Annotated in this window: 12 protein-coding genes; 5 read left to right on the top strand and 7 right to left on the bottom strand. The window is 51.9% G+C overall.

The window, feature by feature from the left end:
* The 3 genes from hcp to aqpZ all read right to left on the bottom strand — a co-directional run bounded on the left by hcp (position 1) and on the right by aqpZ (position 3,548).
* The gene (gene hcp / locus C2U41_RS12900) at positions 1-1,653 is read right to left on the bottom strand and encodes a hydroxylamine reductase (protein ID WP_003840204.1); all 1,653 of its coding nucleotides are present in this window, start codon (positions 1,651-1,653) and stop codon (positions 1-3) included.
* 155 nt (positions 1,654-1,808) lie between these two features.
* Entirely contained in the window at positions 1,809-2,708 is a 900-nt protein-coding gene (locus C2U41_RS12895) for a lysine exporter LysO family protein (RefSeq protein WP_103848838.1), read from the bottom strand.
* Between the two features lie 144 nt (positions 2,709-2,852).
* The gene (aqpZ, locus tag C2U41_RS12890) at positions 2,853-3,548 is read right to left on the bottom strand and encodes an aquaporin Z (RefSeq protein WP_003840208.1); all 696 of its coding nucleotides are present in this window, start codon (positions 3,546-3,548) and stop codon (positions 2,853-2,855) included.
* A 371-nt stretch (positions 3,549-3,919) separates the two neighbouring features.
* Here aqpZ and C2U41_RS12885 point away from each other — a divergent pair, with 371 nt between their 5' ends.
* Positions 3,920-5,578 (top strand): ATP-dependent endonuclease, encoded by a 1,659-nt coding sequence (locus C2U41_RS12885; protein ID WP_003036822.1) that lies wholly within the window; start codon positions 3,920-3,922, stop codon positions 5,576-5,578.
* Here the strand turns inward: C2U41_RS12885 and C2U41_RS12880 are convergent.
* On the bottom strand, positions 5,575-6,522 hold the full coding sequence (locus C2U41_RS12880) for a VirK/YbjX family protein (protein ID WP_103848837.1): 948 nt from the start codon (positions 6,520-6,522) through the stop codon (positions 5,575-5,577). The two genes, C2U41_RS12885 and C2U41_RS12880, sit on opposite strands and share 4 nt — an antisense overlap.
* 159 nt (positions 6,523-6,681) lie before the next feature.
* Between C2U41_RS12880 and macA the strand changes: the two genes are divergently transcribed.
* Positions 6,682-7,797 (top strand): macrolide transporter subunit MacA, encoded by a 1,116-nt coding sequence (macA, locus tag C2U41_RS12875; RefSeq protein WP_016150621.1) that lies wholly within the window; start codon positions 6,682-6,684, stop codon positions 7,795-7,797.
* On the top strand, positions 7,794-9,740 hold the full coding sequence (gene macB, locus C2U41_RS12870) for a macrolide ABC transporter ATP-binding protein/permease MacB (protein ID WP_103848836.1): 1,947 nt from the start codon (positions 7,794-7,796) through the stop codon (positions 9,738-9,740). Before macA ends, macB begins: the two co-directional genes overlap by 4 nt.
* A 74-nt stretch (positions 9,741-9,814) precedes the next feature.
* On the opposite strand, the gene cspD is transcribed toward macB, so the two are convergent.
* Positions 9,815-10,039: a cold shock-like protein CspD gene (gene cspD / locus C2U41_RS12865; RefSeq protein ID WP_003036813.1), complete on the bottom strand. Its 225-nt coding sequence runs from the start codon at positions 10,037-10,039 to the stop codon at positions 9,815-9,817.
* A 323-nt stretch (positions 10,040-10,362) separates the two neighbouring features.
* Between cspD and clpS the strand changes: the two genes are divergently transcribed.
* Both clpS and clpA read left to right on the top strand, forming a co-directional pair.
* The gene (clpS, locus tag C2U41_RS12860) at positions 10,363-10,683 is read left to right on the top strand and encodes an ATP-dependent Clp protease adapter ClpS (RefSeq protein WP_003036810.1); all 321 of its coding nucleotides are present in this window, start codon (positions 10,363-10,365) and stop codon (positions 10,681-10,683) included.
* A 30-nt stretch (positions 10,684-10,713) separates the two neighbouring features.
* Positions 10,714-12,990 carry an ATP-dependent Clp protease ATP-binding subunit ClpA gene (gene clpA / locus C2U41_RS12855; protein ID WP_003036804.1) on the top strand — a complete coding sequence of 759 codons (2,277 nt, stop codon included), beginning with the start codon at positions 10,714-10,716 and terminating at the stop codon, positions 12,988-12,990.
* Positions 12,991-13,259: 269 nt separating this feature from the next.
* On the opposite strand, the gene trhP is transcribed toward clpA, so the two are convergent.
* Together trhP and C2U41_RS12845 are read right to left on the bottom strand one after the other, a co-directional pair.
* Positions 13,260-14,621, bottom strand: coding sequence for a prephenate-dependent tRNA uridine(34) hydroxylase TrhP (trhP, locus tag C2U41_RS12850; protein WP_044701894.1), 1,362 nt, complete (start codon positions 14,619-14,621; stop codon positions 13,260-13,262).
* Between the two features lie 159 nt (positions 14,622-14,780).
* Complete coding sequence (locus C2U41_RS12845) at positions 14,781-15,113, bottom strand: YegP family protein (protein ID WP_032936697.1); 333 nt, start codon at positions 15,111-15,113, stop codon at positions 14,781-14,783.
* Positions 15,114-15,138 lie beyond the last annotated feature (25 nt).

Below are 15,138 nucleotides of genomic sequence, written 5' to 3'. Positions count from 1 at the left end.
TTACGCGCTCAGCAGTTGCTTCATGTCTTCTTCAACGGTGGTCACGGAACGCAGACCAAATTTCTCGTTGAGAACTGCCAGCAAATCCGGTGTGAAGAAACCAGGCGCAGTCGGGCCAGTGACGATGTTTTTCACGCCCAGAGACAGCAGGGTCAGCAGAATAACAATCGCTTTCTGTTCGAACCAGGAGAGCACCAGAGACAGCGGCAGATCGTTCACGCCACAGCCCAGTTTCTCTGCCAGGGTGACCGCCAGGATAATGGCAGAGTAGGCATCGTTACACTGACCGGCATCGACCAGACGCGGCAGACCTTCGATATCGCCGAATTCCAGTTTGTTGAAACGGTATTTACCGCAAGCAAGGGTCAGAATCAGGCAGTCGTCTGGTACGCTGGTGGCGAAGTCGGTGAAGTAGTTACGTTCACCACGTGCGCCGTCACAACCGCCAACCAGGAAGATGTGACGCAGTTTTTCGCGGCTCACCAGGTCGATCAGGGTATCAGCAGCGCCCAGCAGGGTCTGACGACCGAAACCTACGGTGATCAGGTGCGGAATTTCACTGTACGGGAAGCCAGCCATCTGCTGCGCCTGTGCGATAACCGGACCGAAATCGTCACCTTCAAGGTGGCTCACGCCCGGCCAGCCGACGATGCTACGGGTCCAGATACGGTCGTCGTAGGCGCCAACGGTTGGGTCGATGATGCAGTTAGAAGTCATCACGATTGGGCCAGGGAAGCGGGCGAATTCAACCTGCTGGTTCTGCCAGCCGCTGCCGTAGTTACCGATTAGGTGTTTGAACTTACGCAGTTCCGGATAGCCGTGTGCTGGCAGCATTTCACCGTGGGTATAAACGTTAACACCGGTGCCTTCAGTCTGCTCAAGCAGGTTGTACAAATCTTTCAGGTCGTGACCGGAGATCAGGATGCACTTACCTTCGGTTGCTTTTACGTTGACCTGAGTCGGGGTCGGGTGACCGTATTTAGTGGTTTCACCGGCGTCCAGAATGCTCATCACTTTGAAGTTCATCTGACCGATTTCCATTGAACACTCCAGCAGAGCGTTCATATCGGAAGGCCAGGTACCCAGCCACGCCATGATTTTGTGGTACTGAGCATAGATATCGTTGTCGTACTGACCAAGAACGTGGGCGTGCTCCATGTAAGCTGCCGCACCTTTCAGGCCGTACAGACACAGCAGACGCAGGCCGAGGATATTATCGCCGATGGTCGCTTTGTCTTTATTCGGGGTGAATTCAGCGGCCTGACGTTGCAGGTCGCCCAGATCGTCGCTGACCAGTTGCAGATCGGCCATCGGGTTGGTGACAGCTGCGTTCGCGTCGATGTTCAGGCATTGTGCTTTCAGGGCGTCGCGCATGGCGATAGCTTCACGGGCATAGCCAACAATACGCGGGGAATCGAAGTTTACGTTAGTCAGCGTGGAGAAGAACGCACGCGGCGCAAAGTTATCAACCTCATGGTCGATGATGCCGTATTCACGTGCTTTAACAGCCCATGCAGACAGACCTTGTAGGGAAGCAATCAGCAGATCCTGCAAATCGGAGGTTTCAGCCGTTTTACCGCACATACCCTGCGCGTAAGAGCAGCCGTTTCCTGCCGGAGTACGGATGGTTTGTTCACATTGCACACAAAACATGGTCACACCTTTTAAAGTTATATTTAATATACATGTTTAAGATTATGCCTGTGCGCGTAGGGATAAAAGGGATTTCTGCTACTACTTGCAGGGAGATTGATTTAGCGCAATTTTGGCGGTAGCTGACTACCGCCAGAGAGGTATTTGCCCGGGCGTCAGGCGGAGAAAAACGCCATCAGCAGAGGCACTAACAGACTCAAAATAAAGCCGTGGACGATGGCTGCCGGGACCATTTCCAGGCCGCCGCTGCGTTGTAAAACGGGCAGGGTGAAATCCATTGATGTCGCGCCGCATAATCCCAGTGCGGTAGAGCGGCTGCGGCCCACCATTCCTGGAATCAACATAATGGCGATCAGTTCACGGGCCAGGTCGTTAAAGAAGGCGGCACTACCAATTACGGGTCCGAACGATTCGGTCAACAGAATACCGGACAGGGAATACCAGCCAAAACCTGATGCCATCGCCAGCGCGGTTTTCAGCGGCAGACCGAGGATCAATGCATTGATAACCCCCGCCAGCATCGAACTGGCGACGACGACGACGGCCACGATCATCCCCCGACGGTTTAGCACAATTTGCTTTAAGGTCATACCGCTGTTGCGCAGTTGGATCCCCACCAGGAACAGTAAAAAGATTAACGTATATTCGCTGGCTTCGGTGGCATGCTGCAGAATGGAAAGCCCAGTGAGGCCGAGCAGGAAACCGATGACGACGACGCCGCAAAGCTGGAGCGACGCAAGCGCCATTGCAATTCGCGAGGGGAGCTTTTCTTGCTTGTGGTTGTGTCTCCAGGGCAGCGAACGCTCCAGCCAGAACAGCGCCGCAATATTACACAGTATAATGACCGTCACGCTGACTGCAGAATAATGAAGAATAGCTAACAGGTTGCTGGCGAGATTATCCAGAAACGCCAGGCTAATACCCATAAAAAAGAGAATAAGGTAGACGATCCAGCTCAACAGGCGATTGATAAGTTGTAATGCAGTCCTGTGCCGGAGCGGAATAAGGTAGCCCACAATAAGGGGAACCAGAATGATTAACAGCCCTGAAAACATGAAAACCAGATCCTTGCTGAGAAGTAAGACGAAATGCGCTAGCACACACTACTCAAAGCAAAGAGGGGAGTAAAGTTGCAAATAAAAGGAAATATAGAGAGGATAAAAAAGACCTGACTTGCGCCAGGCCTTTTTTGTTAGCGATTAATCGCGTTTTTCCAGCAGAGTGCGGTAAATAAGGCCGCCGAGTACCCCACCGATAATCGGCATAACCCAGAAGAACCACAATTGTTGCAATGCCCAGCCGCCCTGGAAAATGGCTACTGCGGTACTACGTGCCGGGTTTACGGAGGTGTTGGTGACTGGAATACTAATCAAGTGGATCAGAGTTAACGCCAGACCAATTGCGATAGGTGCAAAACCTGCCGGAGCATGTTTATCGGTCGCGCCGTGGATCACTAATAAGAAGCCTGCGGTCAGAATAATTTCAATGACGACGGCAGAAAGCATGGAATAACCGCCTGGTGAATGTTCACCAAAGCCGTTTGATGCAAAACCACTGGCCGTTGCATCAAAACCCGCTTTACCGCTGGCAATAAGATACAGTGCCGCTGCTGCAACAATACCGCCTACAACCTGAGCAATAACGTAACCAATAACATCTTTTGCCGGGAAACGACCGCCAGCCCATAAACCGAAGGTTACCGCCGGGTTAAAATGCCCACCTGAAATATGACCCACGGCGAATGCCATGGTTAATACGGTCAGGCCGAATGCCAGCGCGACACCGGCAAATCCAATTCCCAATTCCGGGAATGCGGCTGCCAGCACTGCACTACCGCACCCACCAAAAACGAGCCAAAACGTACCGAAGAATTCAGCTGCTAATTTCCTGAACATAACCACCTCAATTAAAAGTTCCGGGTTCGTATTCCTTGCCCGGTAATTCATCGCTAAAAGGGACGATGATGAAAGAGCGGGTATTTTAGAAAAAAATATCATCCCTTCGCCAGTTAAATTGATGAAAAAATTTGATTTAAGGCAATATGTTGCGATTCCTTTTTGAATCTTGGGTGAATGAAGCATAGTCCAATTAGCGAAAGGACGATGATTAAGTTCTGAAATTATATTCAGGAGAAAACATAAGAAGAATATTCTTATTTTTTTTGCTTTTGCGATTCACGCCAGATTGATATCGGGTGTCCTGAGCCTCCGCTTGCCGTTATACTCCTGATAACTTGAAGGAAAAAGTTAGCATTTCCGGAGGCTATATGATTCTCGAACGCGTTGAGATTGTTGGATTTCGTGGTATTAACCGTCTGTCGTTGATGCTGGAGCAGAGCAACGTGCTGATTGGGGAGAACGCGTGGGGTAAATCCAGTCTGCTGGATGCCTTAACCCTGCTGCTGTCGCCGGAGCCAGACTTGTATCATTTTGTCCGCGAGGATTTCTGGTTCCCGCCGGGCGACATACAGGGCCGGGAACACCACCTGCACATTATCCTGACGTTTCGTGAATCCCAACCGGGGCGTCACCGGGTACGTCGCTATCGCCCTCTGGAAGCCAGCTGGACGCCGTGCCAGGATGGCTATCACCGCATTTTTTATCGTCTGGAAGGCGAGTGTGCGGATGACGGTAGCGTTCTGACATTGCGCAGTTTTCTTGACGGCGACGGCCATCCATTACCTCTCGATGACATTAACGATCAGGCGCGGCATCTTGTGCGCCTGATGCCGGTACTGCGTCTGCGCGACGCGCGATTTATGCGCCGGATCCGCAACGGTACCGTGCCGGATTCGGCGGACGTCGAAGTCACCGCCCGCCAACTGGATTTTCTGGCGCGTGAGCTGGCTACCCGACCGCAAAATCTGACCGACGGACAGATCCGCCAGGGGTTATCGGCCATGGTGCAGTTGTTGGAGCACTATTTTTCCGAGCAAGGGGCTGGCCAGTCCCGCTACCGTCTGATGCGCCGTCGCTCCAATAACGAACAACGGAGCTGGCGCTATCTGGACATTATTAACCGCATGATTGATAAACCCGGCGGACGTACGCACCGGGTTATTCTGTTGGGCCTGTTTTCGACCCTGTTGCAGGCCAAAGGCACGCTGAGGCTGGATAAAGACGCCCGACCTTTATTGCTGGTGGAAGATCCGGAAACGCGTTTACATCCCATCATGCTGTCGGTGGCCTGGCACTTGTTGAATTTACTGCCTCTGCAGCGAGTGGCGACAACCAATTCCGGTGAGCTGTTGTCCCTTACGCCCGTGGAACATGTTGTTCGTCTGGTTCGTGAATCATCCCGCGTCGCCGCCTGGCGGCTGGGGCCGGGTGGGATCAGTGCAGAAGATGGTCGGCGAATCGCATTTCATATTCGTTTTAATCGTGCGTCATCGTTGTTTGCCCGCTGCTGGTTGCTGGTAGAAGGCGAAACGGAAACCTGGGTTATTAACGAACTGGCCCGTCAGTGCGGACATCACTTTGATGCAGAAGGGATTAAAGTTATTGAATTCGCCCAGTCCGGCCTTAAGCCGCTGGTTAAATTCGCCCGCCGGATGGGTATCGAGTGGCATGTGCTGGTCGATGGTGATGAAGCCGGGAAAAAGTATGCGGCCACGGTACGTAGCTTATTGAATGACGACAGAGAGGAAGAGCGTGAGCATTTGACCATGCTCCCCGCGCTGGATATGGAACACTTTATGTATCGCCAAGGGTTTGCTGACGTCTTTCACCGGGTGGCGCAAATCCCGGAGAACGTGCCCATGAATATGCGCAAAATTATCTCCAAGGCGATACATCGTTCGTCAAAACCGGATTTAGCCATTGAGGTAGCGATGGAAGCCGGGCGGCGCGGCGTTGACGCAGTGCCAACGCTGCTGCGAAAAATGTTTTCCCGCGTGCTGTGGCTGGCACGCGGCAGAGCGGATTAGTGGCGAAACATCGACGACAGCTGCGAATGGATGCTGTCCAGTAGCTGATAGCGGCGGCGGTATTCTGCGCGTTTTTTGCTGGCAATATCCGCCTCGCTTTTTCGCGCCAGCGTGCGCGGAATATGATAGTACCCGTGTCTGTCGCACTCGCCACCAACCGATTCCCAAAATGCGTTGTAGTCGGAATGAATTACCTTATTTTTGTCGTGGTAGCGTTGGCTGCGAAAGATATGCTGTTCATTGCTGACTGCCATAACATTATCGATATTCAATCGCTCTGCTAACCGGCAAATGGCTTCCATTACAATACGTTTTGGGAATATCCCGTGACAAGACTTGGTCGCTTTTTGGATTGCTTCGTGAGGAAGTTGCGCATTGCCCTGCACACCGCCAATAAATAATGTACTTGTGCCATTATATTCGCAGAACGTAAACGTCATTTTAGTCAGTACGTCGCCGTCGCCATTTTGCACCTGAATAGTGCTCTCTCCCTCTTTATCCAGCACCGGGAACATCATCATGGTTACGGTAAATATATCGCCATCTTTGCCTTCAATTTGCGCCAGTTGTAAGCCGTCATTGCTTAATAAGGCGTTAAATTCTGCGGGTAAAAATGCATGGCGGATAACATTATAATGAAAACGCACCGCGTCTAAACGCATTTTACGGGTGAAGTTTGCGGCAAGGTAAGGACGATGCAAACGCACCGGCAATCGGGGTTGGTGGGATAGCAGGTTTTCAAGATCCGGCCATTGGGACAGTTCTGTCATCCATTCCTGGGTGAGGCGAGGTATCAAGAGTGAGCGCCAGATAAACTTACGACGAAAGCTCCGCTTATCCCAGCAATGTGCGGGACGTAAATGACCGCTGCTCAGGCTGTAAAAAAGACCAAAGCTGGTGACGGGTTTGGTGGAAAGAAAAGTGCTTTCAGTTAGTTGACTCATAATATAAATCCGATTGATACCCTGGTACTAATTTCAGCACAGCGGATCTTAACCATTCATCAATAACTCTGTTATTCTTGCGCTTTTCAACGGCGATTTATTTAACGTTGATGTTTAGCACTCCACTCTGGTGGACGTATTGGGGGAATTGGGACATTTATGAAGCTCAAGGGAAAAATCAAAAAACGCTATTTTCTGTTCGCCATCATCCTTATTGTGGCGGTAATTGCACTTTGGCGAACGCTTAATGCGCCTTTACCTCAGTATCAAACATTAATTGTTCGTCCGGGCGATCTGCAGCAAAGCGTGCTGGCTACCGGTAAACTGGATGCGCTGCGTAAAGTTGACGTCGGGGCGCAGGTCAGCGGGCAGTTAAAAACGCTGTCGGTCGCGATTGGCGATAAAGTCAAAAAAGATCAGTTGCTCGGCGTAATCGATCCTGAACAGGCGCAAAACCAAATCAAAGAGGTTGAAGCGACGCTAATGGAATTGCGCGCCCAGCGTTTACAGGCAGAAGCTGAGTGGAAACTGGCGCGGGTAACGCTTTCCCGTCAGCAACAGCTGGCAAAAACCCAGGCCGTTTCACAGCAGGATCTCGACACGGCGGCCACCGAAATGGCGGTCAAACAGGCGCAAATTGGCGCAATTGACGCGCAAATTAAACGTAATCAGGCTTCTCTCGATACGGCAAAAACCAACCTTGATTACACCCGCATTGTCGCGCCAATGGCAGGCGAAGTAACGCAAATTACTACCCTACAAGGGCAAACCGTTATTGCCGCTCAGCAGGCACCTAATATTCTGACGCTGGCGGATATGAGCACCATGCTGGTAAAAGCGCAGGTTTCTGAGGCTGATGTAATTCACCTGCAACCTGGGCAAAAAGCCTGGTTTACCGTACTGGGCGATCCGCAGACACGCTACGAAGGCACGCTGAAAGATGTTCTTCCGACGCCAGAGAAAGTGAATGATGCGATTTTCTACTATGCCCGCTTCGAAGTTCCCAATCCGAAAGGGATCCTGCGTCTGGATATGACCGCGCAGGTCCATATCCAGCTCACTGATGTCAAAAATGTTCTGACGATCCCGCTGTCGGCACTGGGCGATCCTATTGGTAACAACCGCTATAACGTCAGGCTACTGCGTAACGGCGAAACCCGCGAACGTGAAGTGGTTATCGGCGCGCGGAATGACACCGATGTGGAGATCGTGAAAGGGCTGGAAGAGGGTGATGAAGTCATTACCGGCGAGGGCAACGCTGGAGCTGCAAAATGACAGCATTGCTTGAACTGAGCCATATCCGCCGCAGCTATCCCTCAGGTGAAGGCCAGGTTGAGGTGTTGAAGGACGTATCCTTGAGCATTCAGGCCGGGGAAATGGTGGCGATTGTCGGGGCGTCGGGTTCGGGTAAATCGACGCTGATGAACATTCTCGGCTGTCTGGACAAACCTACCAGCGGTACGTATCGGGTTGCCGGACGGGATGTCTCCACGCTGGATAGCGATGCGCTGGCACAGCTGCGCCGTGAGCATTTCGGCTTTATCTTCCAGCGCTATCATTTGCTGTCACATTTAACCGCGGCGCAAAATGTCGAGGTGCCTGCGGTCTACGCTGGCACCGAGCGTAAGCAGCGCCTGGCGCGTGCGCAGGAATTACTCCAGCGGCTGGGTCTGGGCGACAGGGTTGATTATCAACCTTCTCAACTTTCCGGTGGTCAGCAGCAGCGGGTCAGTATCGCACGTGCACTGATGAACGGGGGACAGGTTATTCTTGCCGACGAACCCACCGGTGCACTGGATAGCCATTCCGGCGAAGAGGTGATGGCGATTTTGCATCAGCTGCGCGATCGCGGACACACGGTAATTATCGTCACGCACGACCCGCAGGTTGCCGCACAGGCCGAGCGGGTCATTGAAATTCGTGACGGCGAGATTGTGCGCAATCCGCCGCCACAGAAACCCTCTGGCGGACGCGATATCGCGGAGCCAACGGTGAAAACGGCATCCGGCTGGAGCCAGTTTGTCAGCGGTTTTCGTGAAGCGCTTACCATGGCCTGGCTGGCAATGGCTGCGAATAAGATGCGAACGCTACTGACCATGCTTGGGATCATCATCGGTATTGCTTCTGTGGTGTCGATCGTGGTGGTAGGCGATGCGGCTAAACAACTGGTTCTGGCAGATATTCGCGCTATTGGTACTAACACCATTGATATCTATCCTGGCAAAGATTTCGGCGACGACGATCCGCAATATCAACAGGCATTGAAGTATGACGATTTGACGGCGCTACAGAAGCAGCCCTGGGTCAGTTCGGTAACACCTGCAGTATCGAAGAACCTGCGGTTACGCTATGGCAATATCGACGTTGCTGCCAGTGCTAACGGCGTGAGCGGCGACTATTTCAACGTCTATGGCATGACATTTAGCGAAGGGACCACCTTTAACGCCGAGCAACTGGCGGGGCGCGCTCAGGTGGTGGTGCTCGACAGTAATACCCGGCGCCAGTTGTTCCCCAATAAAGCGAAAGTTGTCGGCGAAGTCGTGCTGGTGGGAAATATGCCGACCACGGTAATTGGCGTTGCAGAAGAGAAACAGTCGATGTTCGGCAGTAGCAAGATCCTGCGGGTCTGGCTGCCCTACAGCACCATGTCCGGACGAATTATGGGGCAGTCGTGGCTGAACTCGATCACCGTGCGAGTAAAGGATGGTTTTGACAGTGCCCAGGCCGAACAGCAACTGACCCGACTGTTGACGTTGCGCCACGGTAAGAAGGATTTCTTCACCTGGAATATGGACGGTGTCTTGAAAACCGCTGAAAAGACCACACGTACATTACAACTCTTCCTGACGCTGGTGGCGGTGATTTCGCTGGTGGTTGGTGGGATTGGCGTGATGAATATTATGCTGGTTTCGGTAACCGAACGAACGCGTGAGATTGGCATTCGTATGGCGGTAGGCGCGCGTGCCAGTGATGTGCTGCAACAGTTCTTAATTGAAGCGGTGTTAGTGTGTCTGGTTGGCGGCGCGTTGGGCATTAGCCTGTCGATGCTGATCGCCTTTACACTTCAGCTATTCCTGCCGGGCTGGGAAATTGGATTCTCACCCGTCGCGCTGTTGACGGCGTTCCTGTGTTCGACTGCAACCGGGGTGTTGTTTGGCTGGCTACCGGCGCGGAATGCGGCACGTCTGGATCCAGTAGATGCTCTGGCGCGGGAATAATGCCACAGAGATAAAAATGCCAGCCGCAAAGGCTGGCATTTTGACTGCGGGATGTACACAATGAGACAGAAGAGCTATGCGACAGCTTCTGCTTCAATGACAGGCACGATGACACTGGCATGATTGCCTTTTGGCCCCTGGTGGACATCAAACTGGACAGACTGTCCGGCTTTTAGCGTTCTGTAACCATCCATCTGAATGGTGGAATAATGGGCGAAAATATCTTCGCCGCCGCCTTCGGGGCAAATGAAACCAAACCCTTTGGCGTTGTTGAACCACTTAACAGTACCCGTTTCCATACTTCGACATCCTTCGTAAATCTTATATAAGTAAGATGGAATGAACCGGTGGCGGAGTGGGGGCTGTTCAAAACCTCGCCAACTCTCGAAACTACAATTTAGAGAAATCAGGCGGGGCGTCAAGCGCCAGGCAGACAGAATAGGGTAAAAATGCATCAAAATTTGAAGCAGTTAACGCTATTGTCGGTTATGTGACAGATGTCGCGGATGGCACTAATAGATGATAGTTATCTAATACTTGAGGTAGATTGATTGTGCGCATAGGCTGCTTGTCAGCGGCAAGATTTTCTGCCGGAAACCGTAACTGAAGATGACGACTGACAATGGGTAAGACGAACGACTGGCTGGATTTCGATCTGCTGGCGGAAGACAAATTGCGCGACGCGCTAAAACCGCCATCTATGTATAAAGTGATATTAGTCAATGATGATTACACTCCGATGGAGTTTGTTATTGACGTGTTACAAAAATTCTTTTCTTATGATGTAGAACGTGCAACGCAACTGATGCTTGCAGTTCACTATCAAGGCAAAGCGATTTGCGGCGTGTTTACTGCCGAAGTGGCTGAAACCAAAGTAGCGATGGTGAACAAATATGCGAGGGAGAACGAGCATCCGTTGCTGTGTACGCTGGAAAAAGCCTGAATGCAGGCATAAACATTGGGGGAGGTGCCTATGCTCAATCAAGAACTGGAACTCAGTTTAAACATGGCTTTCGCCAGAGCGCGCGAGCACCGACATGAGTTTATGACCGTCGAGCACTTGTTACTGGCGTTGCTCAGTAACCCGTCGGCCCGCGAAGCGCTGGAAGCGTGTTCTGTGGATCTGGTGGCGCTCCGTCAGGAACTCGAAGCCTTCATTGAACAGACCACACCTGTATTGCCTGCCAGTGAGGAAGAGCGCGACACGCAGCCGACGTTGAGTTTTCAGCGTGTACTGCAACGTGCGGTCTTTCATGTTCAGTCCTCCGGACGCAATGAAGTTACCGGCGCAAATGTGCTGGTTGCTATCTTCAGCGAGCAGGAATCTCAGGCGGCTTATCTGCTGCGTAAGCATGAAGTAAGTCGTCTTGATGTGGTGAATTTTATCTCTCATGGCACGCGTAAAGATGAACCCAGCCAGTCTTCTGACTCTGGGAATCAGCCAAATAACGAAGAGCAAGCTGGCGGGGAGGACCGTATGGAGAACTTCACGACTAACCTTAACCAGCTTGCCCGAGTGGGCGGAATTGATCCGCTCATTGGCCGGGACAAAGAGCTGGAGCGCGCCATTCAGGTACTGTGCCGTCGCAGAAAAAACAACCCGCTGTTGGTGGGAGAGTCTGGTGTCGGTAAAACCGCCATTGCCGAAGGCCTCGCCTGGCGTATCGTCCAGGGTGATGTGCCTGAAATCATGGCTGATTGTACCCTTTACTCCCTGGATATCGGCTCGCTGTTGGCTGGCACCAAATATCGCGGTGATTTTGAGAAACGCTTTAAGGCGCTGCTGAAACAGCTGGAACAGGATACTAACAGCATTCTGTTTATCGATGAGATCCACACCATTATCGGTGCGGGTGCGGCATCGGGCGGCCAGGTGGATGCGGCTAACCTGATCAAGCCGCTGCTCTCCAGCGGTAAGATCCGTGTTATAGGCTCCACAACCTATCAGGAATTCAGCAATATCTTTGAAAAGGACCGTGCGTTAGCGCGCCGTTTCCAGAAAATCGATGTCACTGAACCATCGGTAGAAGAGACCGTGCAGATAATCAATGGTCTGAAGCCGAAATACGAAGCACACCATGACGTCCGCTATACCGCCAAAGCGGTGCGTGCAGCGGTCGAACTGGCGGTGAAATACATTAACGATCGTCATCTGCCGGATAAAGCGATTGACGTGATTGATGAGGCGGGCGCGCGTGCGCGTCTGATGCCGGTCAGTAAGCGCAAGAAAACCGTCAACGTGGCGGATATTGAGTCCGTAGTGGCCCGCATTGCGCGGATCCCGGAGAAGAGCGTATCGCAGAGCGATCGCGACACGCTGAAAAACTTGGGCAACCGTTTGAAAATGCTGGTATTCGGACAGGATAAAGCCATTGAGGCGCTGACTGAAGCGATCAAAATGAGCCGTGCCGGTCTGGGACATGAGCATAAGCCGGTCGGTTCGTTCCTGTTTGCCGGACCAACTGGCGTCGGTAAGACCGAAGTCACGGTGCAGCTCTCCAAAGCCCTCGGCATTGAACTGCTGCGTTTTGATATGTCCGAGTATATGGAACGCCACACGGTCAGCCGTCTGATTGGTGCGCCTCCAGGATATGTCGGTTTTGACCAGGGCGGTTTGCTGACTGATGCTGTTATTAAGCATCCGCATGCGGTACTGCTGCTGGATGAAATCGAAAAAGCGCACCCGGATGTCTTTAACCTGTTGCTGCAGGTGATGGATAACGGCACGCTGACCGACAATAACGGGCGTAAAGCGGATTTCCGCAACGTGGTGCTGGTCATGACCACCAACGCTGGTGTACGTGAAACTGAGCGTAAATCGATTGGGTTGATTCATCAGGACAACAGTACTGATGCGATGGGCGAAATCAAAAAAGTGTTTACGCCGGAATTCCGTAACCGTCTCGACAACATTATCTGGTTCGATCATCTCTCTACCGAGGTGATTCATCAGGTTGTTGATAAGTTTATCGTCGAGCTTCAGGTTCAGCTGGATCAGAAAGGTGTCTCTCTTGAAGTGAGTCAGGAAGCTCGTGACTGGCTGGCAGAGAAAGGCTATGACCGCGCAATGGGCGCACGCCCAATGACGCGTGTTGTCCAGGATAACCTGAAAAAACCATTGGCTAACGAACTTCTGTTCGGTTCGCTTGTGGATGGCGGTCAGGTGACCGTTGCGCTGGATAAAGAGAAAAATGAGCTGACCTATGGTTTCCAGAGTGCACAAAAGCACAAGCCAGAAGCAGCACATTAATCTTTAATCACCTAATGAGCCGGGCGTAATGCCCGGTTTTTTTTCGCCTGAAAGTAAAGATTTGAATTGGGGAGATTCGGAGAGTTTAAACGGCAGGCAAAAAATAAGCCTGCGTAAGGGAGATTACGCAGGCTAAGGAGGTGGTTCCTGGTACAGCTAGCATTTATGGGTTATGTTTTTCAGCGGAGGGGATAATACCCTTAATGAACGAAACGGTATGTGATCGATTTCTAAGAATCTTCCGAACGCTGAAAAATAACCGTAATTAACTACTTAGCATGCGGGTTTCGTGTGGACTCGCTGGCAAAATTACGCATCAACAATGCATAATTCAGATCGATATCCTCTGGTACAGGCATCCACACGGTGTAACCATCGCCCGGCGCAACTGGCATGGCTTCGCCTTTCGCGTTTTCCATCTGCTCGAGAGTAAAGTTGATGTTGCCCTGTGGGGTCATCAGCTCCAGGCTGTCGCCGACGGTGAATTTGTTTTTTACCTGCACGGCCGCCAGTTCACCTTTACGTTCGCCGGTGAATTCGCCGACAAACTGCTGACGCTCGGAAACAGAGAAGCCGTATTCGTAGTTTTGATAGTCGTCATGTGTATGGCGGCGCAGGAACCCTTCGGTGTAACCACGATGCGCCAGGCCTTCCAGCGTTTCCAGCAGTTGCGGGTCGAACGGTTTACCGGCTGCGGCATCATCAATGGCTTTACGATAGACCTGCGCGGTACGTGCACAGTAATAGTACGACTTGGTGCGGCCTTCGATCTTCAGGGAATGCACGCCCATCTGCGTCAGGCGCTCAACGTGGGCAATGGCACGCAAATCCTTCGAGTTCATGATGTAAGTGCCGTGTTCGTCTTCGAATGCGGTCATGTACTCACCCGGGCGCTGGGCTTCCTCAATCATAAAGACTTTGTCTGTTGGTGCGCCAATACCCAGCGTGGGTTCGACGTTTTGTACCGGGATAGGCTCGTACTTATGCACGATATTGCCCACTACATCTTCTTTCCCTTCCTGCACGTTGTATTCCCAGCGGCAGGCATTGGTACAGGTACCCTGGTTTGGGTCACGCTTGTTGATGTAGCCAGAGAGCAGGCAACGGCCGGAGTAGGCCATGCACAGCGCGCCGTGAACGAAGATCTCAAGCTCCATATCCGGCACCTGGGTGCGGATCTCTTCAATCTCTTCCAGCGACAGCTCACGGGAGAGGATCACGCGGGTCAGCCCCATCTGCTTCCAGAACTTCACCGTCGCCCAGTTTACGGCGTTAGCCTGTACCGAAAGGTGAATGTCCATGTCAGGGAAGTTTTCGCGCACCAGCATAATCAGACCAGGGTCTGACATGATCAGTGCATCCGGCCCCATTTCCACCACCGGTTTCAGATCACGAATGAAGGTCTTCAGCTTGGCATTATGTGGGGCAATGTTAACCACCACATAGAATTTTTTACCCAGTTCATGGGCTTCATTAATACCGAGCTGCAGGTTTTCGTGGTTGAATTCGTTGTTGCGTACGCGCAGTGAGTAACGCGGTTGGCCCGCATACACAGCGTCTGCGCCATAGGCGAAAGCGTAACGCATGTTTTTCAGCGTTCCCGCCGGGGAAAGGAGTTCCGGTTTAAACATAATTTTCTCGTTCTGATGACAGGTCAGACTCGCCTCACTCAATGAGGCGGTTAGGGGAGTGCCCCCATATTAAGGGCGGGCATTGTAGCGCTGCAGGGAAGGCAGGTAAAGAAAAACGCCGGGCGACAGCGTTGCGTTACCCGGCTGAGCGAGTAATTATCAGGTCTTATCTTTTATCGTCTGACTGACACCATTGGTCTTAACCGAAGTAATACCGGTCTCGCGTGACTGTTCATTCGCATACAGTTGACCGCTACCAATAATCTGGTGGTTTGCAGCTTTCAGGTTGAAATGTAATTTTCCATTAGCCGCTGTTTTTTTCTCATAACGCTCATCCAGAGGGCTGTTAGCCTGGACAGATGCGATCCCTTTTTCCGCAGCGCTTTTGGTAGTGTAAAGCTCACTGGTAAGGATTATTTCCCCGTTCCCAGCTTTAAGAACAAAGCGGTACTGATCATCGCTACTCTTACTTAATTCAAACCAACCAGCCATATGAACTCCTTGATTAAAAGTTTTA

The sequence above is a fragment of the Citrobacter freundii complex sp. CFNIH4 genome, assembly GCF_002934505.1.
GTDB classification, from domain to species: Bacteria; Pseudomonadota; Gammaproteobacteria; order Enterobacterales; family Enterobacteriaceae; genus Citrobacter; species Citrobacter freundii.
This window is presented reverse-complemented; position numbering and strand designations above follow the sequence as displayed.